13 protein-coding genes and 1 pseudogene are annotated in these 15516 nt (G+C 70.8%); 6 read left to right on the top strand and 8 right to left on the bottom strand.

Annotation, left to right across the window (positions count from 1 at the left end; translation table 11 throughout):
- Positions 1–68: 68 nt before the first annotated feature.
- From ACWV17_RS08665 to ACWV17_RS08655, 3 genes are read right to left on the bottom strand one after another with little or no spacing between them, the layout of a single operon-like run.
- Positions 69–1040, bottom strand: a complete 972-nt coding sequence (locus ACWV17_RS08665) for an N-acetylglucosamine kinase (protein ID WP_455359186.1) — start codon at positions 1038–1040, stop codon at positions 69–71.
- A complete protein-coding gene (locus ACWV17_RS08660; protein WP_455353979.1) occupies positions 1037–1714 on the bottom strand; it encodes a uracil-DNA glycosylase in 678 nt (225 codons plus the stop codon). Before ACWV17_RS08660 ends, ACWV17_RS08665 begins: the two co-directional genes overlap by 4 nt.
- Positions 1715–1762: 48 nt before the next feature.
- The gene (locus ACWV17_RS08655) at positions 1763–2851 is read right to left on the bottom strand and encodes a WD40/YVTN/BNR-like repeat-containing protein (protein ID WP_455359185.1); all 1089 of its coding nucleotides are present in this window, start codon (positions 2849–2851) and stop codon (positions 1763–1765) included.
- Between the two features lie 204 nt (positions 2852–3055).
- Here ACWV17_RS08655 and ACWV17_RS08650 point away from each other — a divergent pair, with 204 nt between their 5' ends.
- The 3 genes from ACWV17_RS08650 to ACWV17_RS08640 all read left to right on the top strand — a co-directional run bounded on the left by ACWV17_RS08650 (position 3056) and on the right by ACWV17_RS08640 (position 6505).
- Complete coding sequence (locus ACWV17_RS08650; protein WP_455359184.1) at positions 3056–4438, top strand: wax ester/triacylglycerol synthase family O-acyltransferase; 1383 nt, start codon at positions 3056–3058, stop codon at positions 4436–4438.
- A 163-nt stretch (positions 4439–4601) separates the two neighbouring features.
- Positions 4602–5684 (top strand): NADH:flavin oxidoreductase/NADH oxidase, encoded by a 1083-nt coding sequence (locus ACWV17_RS08645; RefSeq protein ID WP_455359183.1) that lies wholly within the window; start codon positions 4602–4604, stop codon positions 5682–5684.
- A 155-nt stretch (positions 5685–5839) separates the two neighbouring features.
- Positions 5840–6505: a transcriptional regulator gene (locus ACWV17_RS08640; protein WP_455359182.1), complete on the top strand. Its 666-nt coding sequence runs from the start codon at positions 5840–5842 to the stop codon at positions 6503–6505.
- Positions 6506–6621: 116 nt separating this feature from the next.
- Here the strand turns inward: ACWV17_RS08640 and ACWV17_RS08635 are convergent, their stop codons facing one another.
- Positions 6622–8064, bottom strand: coding sequence for a nucleobase:cation symporter-2 family protein (locus ACWV17_RS08635; protein WP_455359181.1), 1443 nt, complete (start codon positions 8062–8064; stop codon positions 6622–6624).
- A gap of 373 nt (positions 8065–8437) precedes the next feature.
- Between ACWV17_RS08635 and ACWV17_RS08630 the strand changes: the two are divergent.
- Positions 8438–9403: pseudogene (locus tag ACWV17_RS08630) on the top strand (TerC family protein); the annotation flags it as partial.
- Positions 9404–9658: 255 nt separating this feature from the next.
- Here the strand turns inward: ACWV17_RS08630 and ACWV17_RS08625 are convergent.
- A complete protein-coding gene (locus tag ACWV17_RS08625) occupies positions 9659–10441 on the bottom strand; it encodes a class I SAM-dependent methyltransferase (RefSeq protein ID WP_455359180.1) in 783 nt (260 codons plus the stop codon).
- 233 nt (positions 10442–10674) lie between these two features.
- Here ACWV17_RS08625 and ACWV17_RS08620 point away from each other — a divergent pair, with 233 nt between their 5' ends.
- Positions 10675–11067 (top strand): ArsR/SmtB family transcription factor, encoded by a 393-nt coding sequence (locus ACWV17_RS08620; RefSeq protein ID WP_455353972.1) that lies wholly within the window; start codon positions 10675–10677, stop codon positions 11065–11067.
- Here ACWV17_RS08620 and ACWV17_RS08615 read toward each other — a convergent pair.
- Both ACWV17_RS08615 and ACWV17_RS08610 read right to left on the bottom strand, forming a co-directional pair.
- Positions 11054–12421 carry an FAD-dependent oxidoreductase gene (locus tag ACWV17_RS08615; protein WP_455359179.1) on the bottom strand — a complete coding sequence of 456 codons (1368 nt, stop codon included), beginning with the start codon at positions 12419–12421 and terminating at the stop codon, positions 11054–11056. The two genes, ACWV17_RS08620 and ACWV17_RS08615, sit on opposite strands and share 14 nt — an antisense overlap.
- Before the next feature lie 105 nt (positions 12422–12526).
- Positions 12527–13201, bottom strand: a complete 675-nt coding sequence (locus ACWV17_RS08610; protein ID WP_455359178.1) for a DUF305 domain-containing protein — start codon at positions 13199–13201, stop codon at positions 12527–12529.
- Between the two features lie 113 nt (positions 13202–13314).
- On the opposite strand from ACWV17_RS08610, the gene ACWV17_RS08605 reads away from it, so the two are divergent.
- Complete coding sequence (locus ACWV17_RS08605; RefSeq protein ID WP_455359177.1) at positions 13315–14811, top strand: LVIVD repeat-containing protein; 1497 nt, start codon at positions 13315–13317, stop codon at positions 14809–14811.
- Here ACWV17_RS08605 and ACWV17_RS08600 read toward each other — a convergent pair.
- Entirely contained in the window at positions 14802–15458 is a 657-nt protein-coding gene (locus tag ACWV17_RS08600) for a TetR/AcrR family transcriptional regulator (protein ID WP_455359176.1), read from the bottom strand. The two genes, ACWV17_RS08605 and ACWV17_RS08600, sit on opposite strands and share 10 nt — an antisense overlap.
- Positions 15459–15516 lie beyond the last annotated feature (58 nt).

Genomic DNA, 15516 nt, shown 5'->3' with positions numbered 1-15516 from the left:
TCGGCTGTTCGGCGAGGGGGCGGCCGGGCGGCATCTGTCCATATTTATCCAATGAATGACAAACGCGGTCAACTGCCCGGGTCCGCCGAGACGGAGAGCAGCCGCCCGTCACACGGCAGTCCCAGGTCCCCGGTCGCGAGCGCCGACGCGATACGCACCGCTCCGTCCAGCGGATCGCCCGCGGCCGGCACCTGCCGGGCGTGCGGCAGCAGTCGCCCCAACTCGGCCCGGAGCGGCACGAGGAGTGGGTCGCCCATCCTGAACAGACCTCCGGTGAGGGCGACTTCGCAGTCCCCGCACGTCGGGCAGGCCGCGGCGGCGGTCTCGGCGATCTGGCGGGCGGCCTCGCGCAGGATGCCGGCCGCCACCGGATCGGTATCCGCGCACCGCGCCACCTCGGGCGCGAACGAGGCGAGCACGGCGGGCCGGTCGGTACGCGGATAGAGCAGCCCCGGCAGTCGGGGCGCGGGCCCGAACACCGCTTCCGTACGGGCCAGCAGGGCGGCCGAACCGCCGCGCCGGCCGTCGTGGGCACGCATCGCCGCTTCCAGACCGGCGCGGCCGATCCACGCCCCGCCCCCGCAGTCGCCGAGCAGATGTCCCCAGCCGTCCGCCCGGCGCCAGCCGGTCAGGTCCGTGCCCAGCGCGATCATTCCGGTACCGGCGGCGACCACCACGCCGGGCCGCCGGCCGAGCGCGCCGACGTACGCCGTCACGGCGTCGGCGGCCAGCGCCAGGCGCCGTACGCCGAGGGAACGCTCCAGCGCCGCGGGCAGCGCGGCGCGCAGGTCGTCGCCGAGCGTGGCCAGACCGGCGGCCCCCACGGCGACCGCGTCGAGCTCCTCGGCGCCGGCCCGCTCCAGCAGACCGGCCGCGGCGGGCAGGAGCAGCTCCAGCAGATGGCCGGCGTCGATCCCGCCGGCCCCGGTGCGCACCGGGCCGGGCGCGGTCACCACCTCCGCCGGCCCGTCCGCGTCCGTGCGGCCCAGCGCGATCCGCAGCCCGGAGCCGCCGGAGTCGACCCCGAGGACCCAGCTCACGGCAGTCGCCAGTCCACCGGCTGCCCGCCCTGCTGGATCAGCAGCTCGTTGGCCCTGCTGAACGGACGCGAGCCGAAGAAGCCCCGGTCCGCCGACATGGGGGAGGGGTGGGCGGACTCCACGGCCGGCAGGCGGCCGAGCAGGGGCCGCAGATTGCGCGCGTCGCGCCCCCACAGCACGGACACCAGCGGCTTGCCGCGCGCCGCGAGCGCCCGGATGGCCTGCTCGGTGACCTCCTCCCAGCCCTTGCCCCGGTGTGCCGCGGGTTTGCGCGGGGCCGTCGTGAGGGCCCGGTTGAGCAGCAGCACCCCCTGTCGGGTCCATGGCGTCAGATCACCGCTGGACGGCCGGGGCAGGCCGAGGTCGGTGTGCAGTTCCCGGAAGATGTTCTCCAGGCTGCCCGGCACCGGCCGCACCTCGGGCGCGACGGAGAAGGAGAGCCCGACCGCGTGCCCCGGGGTGGGGTAGGGGTCCTGACCAACGATCAGGACTCTCACCTCGTCGAACGGCTGCTGGAACGCCCGGAGCACATGAGCACCGGCCGGCAGGTAGGTACGCCCCGCGGCGATCTCGGCGCGCAGGAAGTCCCCCATCGCGGCGATCTGCTGAGCCACCGGCGCGAGGGCACGCGCCCAGCCCGGCTCGACGATTTCGTTCAACGGTCGTGCTGCCACGGGGCGTCACTCTACTGGTGCCGCCACCGCACGGGGGCGTCACCCGTATCAACCGATGACGGCCGCCCTCACGCACAGCACATCCGGCAGATGGGAGGCGAGCTGCTGCCAGCTGTCCCCATCGTCCGCGCTCGCGTACACCTCGCCGTTGCGGTTGCCGAAGTACACGCCCGCCGGGTCGGCGTCGTCCGTGCACATGGCGTCCCGCAGCACCGTGCCGTAGTGGTCGCCGTCGGGCAGTCCGGCGGACAACGCCTCCCAGCTTCCTCCCGCGTCGCTCGTGCGGTACACACGGCACCTGCGTCCGGCGGGCACCCGGTCGGAGTCGGCGTTGATCGGGAACACGTAGGCCACGTCCGCCCGGTGGGGGTGGGCGGCCACCGCGAAGCCGAAGTCCGAGGGGAGGCCGCCGCCGATGTCGGTCCACTTGGCGCCCGCGTCGTCGCTGCGGTAGACGCCCCAGTGATTCTGCAGGTACAGCCGGTCCAGGTCGCCGGCGTCCTGCGCGATCTTGTGCACGCACTGGCCGAACTCCGGGTTCGGGTCTGGCAGGAAGACCGCGGAGACCCCGCTGTTGGACGGGGCCCAGCTCCCCCCGCCGTCCCGGGAGCGGAAAACGCCCGCGGTGGAGACCGCCACCGTCACCGCATCGGCGTCCCGCGGGTCCGTGATCACCGTGTGCACGGCCTCTCCGCCGCCGCCCGGCATCCACTGCGACCGGGTCGGGTGCTCCCACAGCGGCCGGACCATGTCGAAGGTGACGCCGCCGTCCTCCGAGCGGAACAGGGCCGCCGGCTCGGTGCCCGCGTAGACCACGTCCGGAGCGGCGGGGCCCGCCGGATGGAGCTGCCAGACCCGCTCGAGGGAGGCTCCCGTGTCCTGGGGGAACTTCACCGCCGCCTTCTGCGGCTCGGTCCAGGTCGCTCCGAGGTCGTCCGAGTGGAACACGGACGGCCCCCAGTGCGCGCTGTCCCCTCCGACCAGCAGCCGGGGCACGGACCCGCGCTTGTCGATGGCGATCGAGTAGACGGCCTGGGCGTTGAACTGGGGTCCGTCGAATTCCCACGGTCCCCCGCCGCGCCTGCGGCCGGTGAAGAGGCCCTTGCGGGTGCCTACGGTGAGCAGTACGTCGGTCATGACCGAGACCTCCTGGACGCCGTTGTCTGAAGACTGGGGCCAGTCTGCACCCGCCCACTGACAACGTCTCGCGGAGCGCGCCGCACCGCGAGAACCGCGTGATCGATACCGATAGTTAACCGTGCGTATACGGGACTTACTTGACCGTAATCGACCAAGGGCGCTTGACTGCAGTTTCTTGCCCTCGACGCGAGAGGCACCTCGTTGACGACGACCGAGACGACCGATCTCCTTTCCCCGCTCGACCTGGCCTTCTGGCACATCGAGTCCGACGGACACCCGATGCACCTCGGTGCGCTGGGTGTCTTCACCGCACACTCGCCGGCCGCCGCCGATCTGGCCGCGGACCTGCTGGCAGCCCGGTCGGCCGGGGTGCCCCAGCTGCGCAGGCGTATCCGGGACGTGCTGCTGCCGGTGGGGGGCGCGGCGTGGAAGCCCGACCCGGGCTTCTCTCCGCAGCACCACGTGCATCTCGTACAGGCGGCCGGCGCCGACCCGCACACCGTGGCCGGCCGGCTCATGCAGCGTCCGCTGGACCGGGCGCGGCCCCCATGGGAGGCCCATGTCATCGCCGGGCCGGACGCCACCTCGTTCGCCGTGCTCTTCAAGTTCCATCACGCGCTCGCGGACGGCCTGCGGGCGCTCGCCCTCGCGGCGGCGCTGTTCGACGGGGCGCCACCGGCCGAACGGCCGCGGGCGCCGCGTCCGCCCCAGCCACAGCCCCGGCCGGCCGTCGCCGCTCCGGCATTCGCTCTCCCGCTGCTCGATCCGCGACGGCTGCCGGGCATGATCCGCGACCGCATGGGTGGCGTCGTGGGTGACGTCGGACAGGCGCTCGACATCGGCGCGGCCGTCGCCCGGGCCAACTGGCCGGTGCGCGGCACCGGCGCCCTGACCGCCCCGGCCGGCGGCACCCGCCGGATGGCCGCCGTCGCCTTCGATCTCGACGACGTGCACCGGGTACGGAAGGTCTGCGGCGGAACCGTGAACGACGTCCTGATTGCCGTCGTGGCGGGCGCCCTGCGCCGCTGGCTGGAGGGCCGCGGCGAGAGCAGCCGGGCGCTGGCTCCGCGGGCACTGATCCCGGTCTCCCGCCGCAGGCCCGGCAGCGCGCCAGGGGCAGGCAACCGGCTGTCCGGCTACCTGGTCCGGCTGCCGGTGGGCGACCCCGAGCCGCTGAGCCGGCTGGCCACCGTACGGGCGGCCATGGACCGCAACAAGGACGCTGGCCCGTCCCGGGGCGCCGGGGCGGTGGCGCTGCTCGCCGACCATGTGCCGTCGCTGGGTCACCGGCTGGGCGGTCCGGTCGTCGCCCAGGCGGCCCGGCTGCTCTACGACATCCTGGTCACGAGCGTGCCGCTGCCCGGCGTCAACCTGTCGCTGGGAGGCAGCACACTGCGCGAGGTCTACCCGCTGGCGCCGCTGGCCCGCGGCCAGTCGCTGGCGGTGGCCGTCTCGACGTACCGGGGGACGGTCCACTACGGACTGATCGCGGACGGGGAGGCCGTGCCGGACCTGGACGACCTCGCGGCCGGGATCACCGCGGAGCTCGCGGCCCTGATCGAGGCGGCGGAAGCTATGCCGTGACGTGTCGTGTGATGTGACAGCGCCAGGGGCGCGGGCCCGGATGCCCGCGTCCCTTGTCGTGCAGTCGGTCTCGTGAGTAGTACGAGGGTTATCGTAATTTGACGAACGCCGTAGTACGGCGTGTATCGTACTAAGGAACCGATCCCCCGTAGCGGAGGCATTCATGAGCGCCCTGTTCGAGCCCTTCACCCTGCGGTCGCTGACCGTCCCCAACCGCCTCTGGATGGCACCCATGTGCCAGTACAGCGCGGAGGTGTCCGGGCCGGACGCCGGGGTCGCGAACGACTGGCACTTCGCCCACTACGCCGCCCGGGCGACCGGTGGCACCGGCCTGATCCTGCTGGAGGCCACGGCGGTCAGCTCCGAGGGCCGGATCAGCCCGGCCGACCTCGGCATCTGGAACGACCGGCAGGTGGCGGCGCTGCGCCGGATCGCCGGCTTCCTCGAACGGCACGGAACGGTCCCGGGCATTCAGCTGGCGCACGCCGGACGGAAGGCGTCCACCGACCGCCCGTGGCTCGGCGGTGGGCCGCTCGGCATCAACGACGCGGAGGGGTGGGAGCCGGTGGGGCCGAGCCCGGTCGCGTACGACGCCGGCCACACCGTGCCCACCGAGCTGTCCACCGGTCGGATCAAGGAGATCGTGGGACAGTTCGCGGACGCCGCGCGGCGGGCCCTCGCGGCCGGCTTCCGGGTCGCCGAGGTCCATGGCGCGCACGGCTATCTCATCGGCGAGTTCCTCTCCCCGCACTCCAACCACCGCACCGACGAGTACGGCGGCCCGTTCGAGAACCGGATCCGGTTCGCGCTCGAAGTCGTCGACGCCGTACGGGCGGTGTGGCCGGAGGAACTGCCGCTGTTCTTCCGCATCTCCGCCACCGACTGGCTCGACGAGGGCGGCTGGACGGCGGACGACACCATCCGCTTCGCCCGCGAACTGCTCGCCCACGGAGTGGACTTGCTGGACGTCTCGACGGGCGGGCTCGCGCCCCGCGTGCGGATCCCCACCGGTCCCGGCTACCAGGTGCCGTTCGCCGAGCGGGTCCGCACCGAGACCGGGCTGCCCGTCGCCGCGGTCGGTCTGATCACCGACCCGGTGCAGGCCGAGAAGATTCTGGCCGACGGCCAGGCGGACGCCGTACTGCTCGGGCGGGAGTTGCTGCGCAACCCTTCCTTCGCCCGCCACGCGGCGCGCGAACTCGGCGGCCAGGTGCACGCGCCGGACCAGTACCACCGCGCGGTCTGACCCCGGAACCTTCGGATCGAAGGGCAGTTGGCCCTGGGCGCCACCGGAACATCTGTTAACCTGCCCGCTCCCGGATGTTCAGCGAGGTGTCTCGTCCCGTGCACAGCACTCCGTTCTCCCCCGCAGAGGCCAGTTCCGCGCGGACTCGGGTAGGCATGACCACCGCTCAGGTCGCGCACGCGATGGCGGCGTGCGGTGCCCCGGTCCGCCCCGAGCTGGTCGACGCATGGGAGCGGGGGTCCCATGTGCCGTCGGAACCGCAGTTCTTCGTGCTCGCCGATGTCCTGTGGTGCTCGCCGGTCGACCTGATGGGGGTCGAACCACGCACGCTGGCCGAGCACCGCCTGGCCCGGCAACTGAGCGTGGAGCGGCTGGCGTACCGGATCGGCATGGACGCCGCCGAGTACCGGGCGGCGGAGTCGGCACAGCGCTGGGACGGGGACTCCTGGCAGACCAGGGCTCTGGTGGAGGCGCTCGGACTCTCCCTGCGGAAGCTGATCGGAATCATGGGCCGGGTCGATGAGCTGGCCGAGCACCTGCGGTCGGCGATCGAGGGGCGATGGAAGGTACATGTCGCGCCCGTGGCGGAGATCGTCACCGTGAACGAGACCCGGGTGGGCGACGCGCTGCGCGCGATGCACGCGGAGTTCGCGGAGTTCTCCGAGCGCTACATGGGGCACCTGGTGGCCCGGAACGACGACGCCCGGCTCAAGGAGGTCGCGGCCGAGCGCTCCGCGTATCTGCGCCGGCTGGTCGACCACTTCTGGGAGCTGGTCGGCGAGGCGGGTGAGGCGCCGCCGTTCCCCGCGGTGGGCCGCTGATCCGAGGCGGTAGCCGGTTTCGGGCCCGGAAGGGCCGGACGCCCTTCCTGGCCCTTTCCCGGCGCCCTTCCCGGCAGTTCCCGGGCCCGCCACGCCGATCCGGAGCGTGGCGCGGCTCAGCGCGCGGCGGCGCCGAAGGACGGCTCCGCCGGGCCGCCCTGTTCGATGTCGTCCCAGTCGATCTCCATCGCCTTGCGGCGGGTGAAGACGTTGAAGAACAGGTTGAGCGTGATGGCGGTGACGCCGCCCAGCGTGATCCCGCTGTCGAGGACTGCCTGTAGGTCGTCGGGCATCCGGTCGAAGAACGGCGCGACCGTGGTGGGCAGCAGCGCGGCGCCCAGACTGACCGCCAGGATCAGCGCGTTGCGCTCGGCGCGCAGATCGACCTTGCCCAGGATCTGGATGCCGACCGCGGCGACCATGCCGAACATCGAGATCGCCGCCCCGCCGAGCACCGGGTGCGGAATCGCGGCGACCAGGCTGCCCGCCTTGGGCAGCAGCCCCAGCACGACCATCAGGACGCCGGCCGCGACCACCACGTACCGGCTCATGATTCTGGACATCCGCACCAGGCCGATGTTCTCGGCGAACGCCACATAGGGGAACGAGTTGAAGACGCCGCCGAGGACGGTGGCGACTCCGTCGGCGCGCAGGGCCCTGGCGACGGTGTCGCTGTCGACCTTCTTGCGCGTGATCTCCCCGATGGCGTACACGTCGCCGGTGGTCTCCACCATGGTGATGAGCATGACGACGGTCATGGCGATGATCGGAAGCAGTTCGAACTTCGGCATGCCGTAGTGGAACGGCGTGCTGACTCCGAACCAGTCGGCGTCGCGGACCGCGCCGAAGTGAGCGTCGCCGAGGATCCAGGCCACCGTGGTACCGGCGACCAGCCCGAGCAGGACGGCGAGACTGCTGAGAAACGGCTTGCCGACCCGGACCACGGCCAGGATGAAGAGCAGGGTACCCAGGGCGTACGCGAGGTTCTTCGGATCCCCGTACGCGGGCTCGCCGATCAGATGCGCACCGCCGGCCGCGTCCTGGAGGCCCACCGGGATCAGCGTGATGCCGATGATGGTGAGGATCGTGCCGATGACGATGGGCGGGAAGTACTTCACCAGTTTGCTGAAGAACGGTGCGAAGAGGAACGTCGCGATGCCCGCCGTGATCACGGCACCGTAGACGACGAGCAGCCCGGCGGTGCCGCCGCCCGCGCCGATGCCGATGGCGATCATGGGCGAGACCGCGGTGAACGTGACGCCCTGGACCAGCGGGAGCCTGGCGCCGATCTTCCAGATGCCGAGGGCCTGGATGATCGAGGCGACACCGCAGGTCAGCAGGTCGGCGTTGATCAGGTAGACGAGCTCTTCGGGGGAGAGGCCCAGCGCGTTCCCGAGCAGGACCGGGACGATCACGGCGGCCGCGTAGAACGCGAGGATGTGCTGGAAGCCGTAGAGGGTGAGCTTGGGGAGGGGGAGCAGTTCGTCGACGGGATGCGTCTGCCGCCGAGAGGACTGTCGGGAGGACTGTCGGGCGGATTGTCGGGGGAGTCGTGCCATCTCTGCCTTGCCTTCGCGAGGTAGGTGATTGAGAGGAGACCGCCGCCATCGAGTCCCGGATGACAGGACGAGGGCAGGCCGGCTCGTACGGAGCCGACGTCTGGCGGTGTTGCCGACACCACGTCGCCCTGCACTTGATTTGCGTCCCGGATTGACGGGACGTCCTTCGATCGGTAAGCGAATCCGGGGTTGTTCAGGGGGATCCGCAGGTGGGGGCCCGATCGAAGCGCTCACCCTAGTTGAACCGCGCCGTCCTCGCGAGTAACCGGAACGAGGCAATCAGCAGCCTCGGCAGGCGCGTTGGGGGCACAGTGGGGCAGACTCCCTTTATAGGGATCCATTCGCCTCCGCGGCTCATGTGAGGTCTGTCCAGGTGCTCGATGTCCCGTTCTGGTTGTGGGGGGCGTTCGCCGCGACCGTCATCGTGTCGCTGGCGGTGGATCTGGTGGCCCACCGGAGCGCGCATGTCATCGGCTTCAAGGAGGCCACCGCGTGGAGCGCCCTGTGGGTGGGCCTCGCGCTGGTGTTCGGCGTGGTGGTCTTCCTCGTCCTCGGCGTGACGGCGGGGACCGAGTACACCACCGCGTGGCTGCTGGAGAAGAGCCTGTCGGTCGACAACCTGTTCGTCTTCGCGCTGATCTTCGCGTACTTCAAGGTGCCCCGCGCGTACCAGCACCGCGTGCTGTTCTTCGGGGTCATCGGCGCGCTGGTGTTCCGCGGGGTGTTCCTTGCCCTGGGCGTCGCGGTGGTCAACCGCTTCACCGCGGTCCTGTTCGGCTTCGCGGCGGTCCTGTTCTACAGCACCTACAAGATCATCAAGGAGGAGGACGAGAGCTACGACCCGGGGAAGACCTTCGCGGTGCGGCTGCTGCGCAAGATCATCCCGGTGCGGGACGAGTACGCGGGGACGAAGTTCTTCGTCAAGGAGGCCGGCAGGCTCGTGGCCACCCCGCTCCTCGCGGTGGTCGCCGCGATCGAGGCGGCCGACCTGATCTTCGCTGTCGACAGCGTGCCCGCCGTTCTCGCGGTCAGCGACGATGCCTTCATCGTCTACACCAGCAACGCGTTCGCCATTCTCGGTCTGCGGGCGCTGTACTTCCTGCTCTCGGGCATGCTGGACCGGTTCCACTACCTGAGCAAGGGCCTCGCGATCATCCTCTCCTTCATCGCCGTGAAGCTGATCCTGCAGGCCTCCCACAAGCTGATCAGCACCGGCATCCCGGAGATCCCGTCGCCGGTCAGCCTGGCGGTCATCGTCGTCGTCCTTACGGTCTCCGTCGTACTGAGCCTGCGGCGGCCCCCCGCGCGGTCCGGGCCCGCGCCGGATGAGTCCCCGCCTTCACTGTCCGATTCCCCGGTACGGGCATACCGTGGAGAAATGGGCACCAAAGAGCGTGAGACCGAGCCACGGGCCGGACACGTTTGTCCGACGTGCAAGCAACCCGTAGCCAAGACGATCTATCGGCACAAGTCCCTCGGGGTGTGGGTCCCCGCCTGGGGCCGGGGTCCGTGCCGGAATCCGGACTGCTCGCAGTTCGCGGTGGACCCGCGACGCAGGGGGTCCGACTTGCGCTCGTGAGACCGGCTCTCGCCGTCAGACGGTGACGCGGATCTTGGACTGCTTGTGGGGGAGCTGCTCCCAGTCTTCCATCAGGCGGGCCCTGAGTCCGTGTGTCTTGGCGAGCTCGACGAGCGTCTCGGTGCGGTAGTAGAAGTCCTCGCGCAGCACGTGGTGCTGCTTGCCCTCGGTGCGGTTGAAGGTGAAGTCGAAGAAGGCGTTCGGGGCCATGACGCGCGCTATGTGGGCCAGACACTCGTCGATGACCTCGATCGGGGAGTGGGAGAACACGCTGTGCGCGTGCACCACCGTGAAGTACCCGGCCGGCAGGGAGGACAGGCGCAGGTCGCGGACCAGACCGAGATGGGGCAGCTTGGCCTGGAGCCCGCGCTCGGCCAGGGTGTCGCCCGCCGCGATGAGGATCTCGGGTGAGATGTCGATGCCGTGGTAGTGGCCGGTGTCGAGATAGTCGATGAAGCGCCAGCCGGCCCGCAGATTGCCGCACCCGATTTCCAGCATCCGGTCGGCCGGGGTGAGTCCGTGCCGGATCAGGTAGTCGAACTGCATCTCGCCGAGCGCGAGCCACCGCTGATGGGACGCGCTGCCGACGGCGGCCGAGGGGCTCTTGCCGGCGTCCGCCTTCATCACGGCCCGGTAGTACGCCACGTGGTCGCGCACGGTCAGCCGCAGCCTCCAGTCACGGCCCAGCCGGCCCAGATGGGGCACGATCCGGTCGGGATGCCGGACCGCATAGCGGATCTTGTGGGTCAGGCCAGCCCGGTTGATGCGGGTGCGCGCCCGGTCGGTGAACGGGGTCATCGTCGTACCTCCTGGTGTCCCCCTGCCACACTGCTCCGGCTCCGGCGAGGAGGCCACCGAGGGAGTGCCATCGGGGTGGGGGCGGGCCCCGGGTACGCGTACGGTCCGGCTGTGCGGGGGGGCGGGATGCTCCGTCCGTAGGCGGGAACCTGGCGCCGCGCGTGTCAAACTACGATGGATTTCGTACAATGGCCTCCCGGAGCGGCGAGGACGACAACGGAAGAAGGATCACCGTGACCAGCGCATCGAGCAGCCGCGAGCTGGCTCACCCCGGGCGCGACGACATCCGCCTCGAGGGCGTGCTGCACGCGCTCTCCGACCCGATGCGGCTGATCGTGGTCCGGGATCTCGCCACCGCGCAGGACGAGCTGTCGTGTTCGTACTTCGACCTGCCCGTCACCAAGTCGACGACCACCCACCACTTCCGGGTGCTGCGGGAGAGCGGCGTGATCCGGCAGACCTACCGGGGGACGGCCAAGATGAACGGGCTGCGCCGGGCGGACCTGGACGCGCTGTTCCCCGGCCTGCTCGACAGCGTGCTCGCCGCGGCCGCCGGCCAGGAGGGCCGGCTCGGAACCCGGCAGGACCGGCCCGGGAAGGGCGCCGCCGCGGTCACCGCCGGCTGACGTCGCGCTCCACCGGAATCCCGGCGGCGGCGAGCAGCCCCGGCCAGTCCGCGATCTTCACCGACCGCCGGCCGAGCGACTGCCCGAGGGCCGCTTCCGCGTCCTCGATCGCCAGCCAGCCCGGCCACTCGACCGGGTGCAGCCCTGATGCCCGCAGTACATCGACGGGTTCGGCGACGATCTCGCGCTGCCCGAGCAGGGCGGCGTCCGCCAGCAGCGAGGTCACCGTCTCCTTCGCGCACGGCCGGTTGGTGCCGATCACGCCGGTGGGCCCGCGTTTGATCCAGCCGGCGACGTACTCCCCGGGGGACGGTACGCCGTCGCGCAGTACCCGCCCCGCCGTGTTCGGCACCGTGCCGCGCGCCGGATCGAACGGCAGCCCGGGCATCGGCACTCCCCGATAGCCGACCGACCGCAGTACCAGCTGCGTCTCGATCTCCTCGAACGTGCCCGTGCCGGTCACCCCGCCGTGCCCGTCCGGCAGCGTGTGTTCGAACCGCGCCGCGGTGACCCGGCCCGCCGCGCCGAGCAGTTCCACGGGACGCAGGAAGAACCGCAGGTGGATCCGGCGGGCCGCGCCCCGTGGCGGCTGTACGGCCCAGGCCCGGAGCGCCTCGACGTTGCGCCGGTTCACGGCGGGCAGCCCTGAGGGGTCCTGGAAGGCCGGGTCGAGAGCCAGCTCCGCCGCGTCGACGAGCACCTCCGCGTCCGGCAGCGAGCCCAGTTCGCGCAGTTCCTTGGTGGTGAACTTGCCCTGTGAAGGGCCCCGCCTGGCCACCATGTACACGTCGCGCACCTGGCTCAGCGCCAGCGCCCCGAGCGCCGACTGCGGCATGTCGGTCGGCACCAGCTCGTCCGCGCCGCGGGCGAGGATGCGGGTCACGTCCACCGCCACATTGCCCGCGCCGACGACCACCGCGGAGCGGGCCCCCAGTGCGAACTCGTGTGCGGCGGTGTCCGGGTGTGCGCTGTACCAGGCGACGAACTCGGTGGCCGAATGGCTGCCGGCCAGATCCTCTCCCGGTACACCGAGCCGGCGGTCCTGGGCGGCGCCGACGCAGTACACCACCGCGTGGTAGAGCTCCAGCAGGCGCTCGGAGGGCAGCTGCGGGCCACCGACCTCGACATTGCCGACGAAGCAGATCTGCTCGTGCTCCAGGACGGTCCGCAGCGCGCCCTGCAGCGATTTGATCTTTTCGTGGTCGGGTGCGACGCCGTAGCGGACCAGCCCGTACGGGCACGGGAGCCGGTCCAGCACATCGACGCGCACACCCGGCACCTCGTTCTGCTGGACAAGCGACTGGGCGGCGTAGACCCCACTCGGGCCTGAACCGACAACGGCGACACGAAGCACGGCGGGGCTCCCTTCCCGCTGGGTGCTATCAGGATGACACCGGGACCCGCCGCCGGGCCACGGCCCGGCCGGCCCGGTGTGTCACGACCTCGCGGTCCCGGTCGGTCACGACTTCGTGCTCATGGCCCGCATCCGGCTGATCTCGGCGGTCTGCTGGGCGATGACGTCGGTCGCCATCTCCTCCACCGCGACGTTGTTCCCGTCGGTGAGCGCGTCGGTGGCCATGGTGACCGCACCGTCGTGGTGAGTGATCATCAGCTTCAGGAAGAGGGCGTCGAAGGCCTTGCCCCTGGCACTGCGCAGTTCGGCGAGCTGCTGCTCGGTGGCCATCCCCGGCATCGTGCCGTGCTGATGGCCGTCATGCTGCTTCGGTCCGCCATGGCTGTCCAGCCACCCCTGCATCGCGCCGATCTCCGGCTTCTGTGCGGCGGCTATCCGGTCGGCGAGTCGCTTCACCTGGTCGGAACCAGCCTGCTTACGGGCCAGTTCGGTCATGGTCAGCGCTTGGGTGTGGTGCACGATCATCATCTGTGCGTAGGTGAAATCAGCCCCGTTGGGGCTGTCGTCCGGACGCTCGGCCGCCGCCTCGGCCGCGGACAGCGTCCTGGCCGGCTCGCCGGGCCGGCCAGGCGCGACCACCGAGGGCCCCGGCGCCGCGCCCTTCTCCGCCGTCCCGCCGCCTTCGCCCGACTCGCAGGCGCCGAGGGTGAGTACCGCCACCACGACCGACAGGGCGACGGCGGACAGGCGGGCACGCGAACTGTTCTGACGACGGATCAACACAGTTTCCCCCAATACAACTTCGTTGCCATCTGTTGGAATGTGCATGCAAAGGACGATACTGCCGTGGTCCATGAACCGTTCAACTTCGAACGGATACAAGGGAGGACCCAGTGACCTCGTTGCACAACACCCGCGTGCGGCGCAGACACCTGAGCGTGGCCGCAGCCGCGGCCGGGCTGCTCGCCACACTTCTGGCGGCCGGCCCCGCTGCTGCCACACCCGACCCCGGAGACGCCCCGACCCAGGGACAGGTCTCCAGGGGAGTGGCGGCCGACACCCGGTCCGCCGTCGAGAACGGCGAGATACCCGGCGTGGACGAGATCGTCCACAGCGACAACATCAAGCACGTCGCCAACATCCCCAAGGACGCCCTCAAGGGCCTCAACACCGACCTGGCGTTCCAGGGCAAGTACGCCTTCGCGGGCAACTACGACGGCTTCGCGATCTTCGACATCAGCAGGCCGAAGGCCCCGAAGCTGGTCAGCCAGGTGCTGTGCCCCGGAGCGCAGAACGACGTCTCCGTCTCCGGGGACCTGCTCTTCCTGTCCACCGACTCCTCACGCAGCGACAACTCCTGCGCCAGCACCTCGCAGCCGGCGACCGAGAAGTCGTCGTGGGAGGGCATGAAGATCTTCGACATCAGCGACAAGGAGAACCCGCAGTACGTCGCCGCTGTCGAGACCGCCTGCGGCTCGCACACGCACACCCTGGTGCCCGAGCGCCGCAACGTCTACGTGTACGTCTCGTCGTACTCGCCCAACGCGGCCTTCCCCGACTGCCAGCCGCCGCACGACGGGATCTCCGTCATCAAGGTGCCGCGCAAGGCCCCCGAGAAGGCCGCGGTCGTGGGCTTCCCGGTGCTCTTCCCGGGCGAGGGTCCGGACGGTGGCGGCAACCCGGGCGGTCCCACCAACCCGGGCGTCTCCAAGACCACCGGCTGCCACGACATCACGGTGCTGCCGTCGAAGGACCTGGCCGCCGGCGCCTGCATGGGTGACGGCATCCTCTTCGACATCGAGGACCCGGAGAACCCGAAGGTCATCGACCGCGTCCAGGACAACGTGAACTTCGCGTTCTGGCACTCGGCGTCCTTCAACGAGCGCGCCAACAAGGTCGTCTTCACCGACGAGCTGGGCGGCGGCAGCGGCGCCACCTGCAACGCGGCGACCGGCCCCAACCGCGGTGCCAACGGCATCTACGACCTCACCGGCAAGGGCGACAAGCGCAAGCTGGTCTTCAAGAGCTACTTCAAGATCCCCCGGCACCAGGCCGACACCGAGAACTGCGTCGCCCACAACGGCTCGCTGATCCCGGTCAAGGGCCGCGACATCATGGTCCAGGCCTGGTACCAGGGCGGCGTCTCCGTGTGGGACTTCACCGACTCGGCCGCACCGAAGGAGATCGGCTACTTCGAGCGCGGTCCGATCACCACGGGCGCCCTGACCGTCGGGGGTTCCTGGTCCGCCTACTACTACAACGGCTACATCTACTCGAACGACATCGCCAAGGGCTTCGACGTACTGAAGCTCGACGACCGGAGCACGGACGGCGCCGAGAAGGTCCGGCTGCGCGAGCTCAACGTGCAGACCCAGCCCGACTACCGCTGATCAGCAGTTCCGCCGGGCGGCTCCCCGCCCGGCGGAACTCCCCGGGGTGGCCCGGCCGACCGGACATCCCCCATCTCCCAGTCCAGGCCGTACCGCTGGAACAGCTCCTGCCGCAGGCGCGGCAGCGGCATCGGCGCGCCCGGCAGCAGTACGGCCACGACCGCGCCCATCAGCAGCGCCCGGAGCAGCGGATAGTCGGAGTCCACATCCGCCGATCCGTACCGGGCGACGGTGTCGCGCAGCAGCTCCGCGAGCCGCTGCTGCTCGGGGCACTGGACGAAGCCCTCCGCCTGCAGAATGCCCGCCATGTGCGTCCGCATCAGCACCGGATGGTCCCGCGCCAGACCCAGAATCGCGTCGATGGCCCGGGCCAGCCGCTCGCGCCCGTCCTCGGTGCGCGGCTCCCGTTCCAGGGCCGCCTCCAGCGTGCGGTGCATCAGCCGGTGCACCGCGGACTGCAGAAGCTGACGCTTCCCGGGAAAGTAGTACGACACCAGTCCGCGGGCCGCACCCGCCCGGTCGGCGATGTCCGCCAGGGTCGTCGCCTCGTACCCGCGCTCACCGACCAGGTCCAGCGTCGCCTGCAGCAGCCGTTCCCGGGAACGCCTGCGCAATTCTTCATTGACCGAGGCGCTGCGCGGGGACATGCTTAACTCCTGCGTTGACTGGCTCCCAGCCAATATACTCAGCGCATGCCGCACCGGG

Source organism: Streptomyces mabaensis (assembly GCF_053763515.1).
The sequence above is the reverse complement of the archived record's forward strand: the minus strand, read 5'-3'. Positions and strand labels throughout refer to the sequence as shown.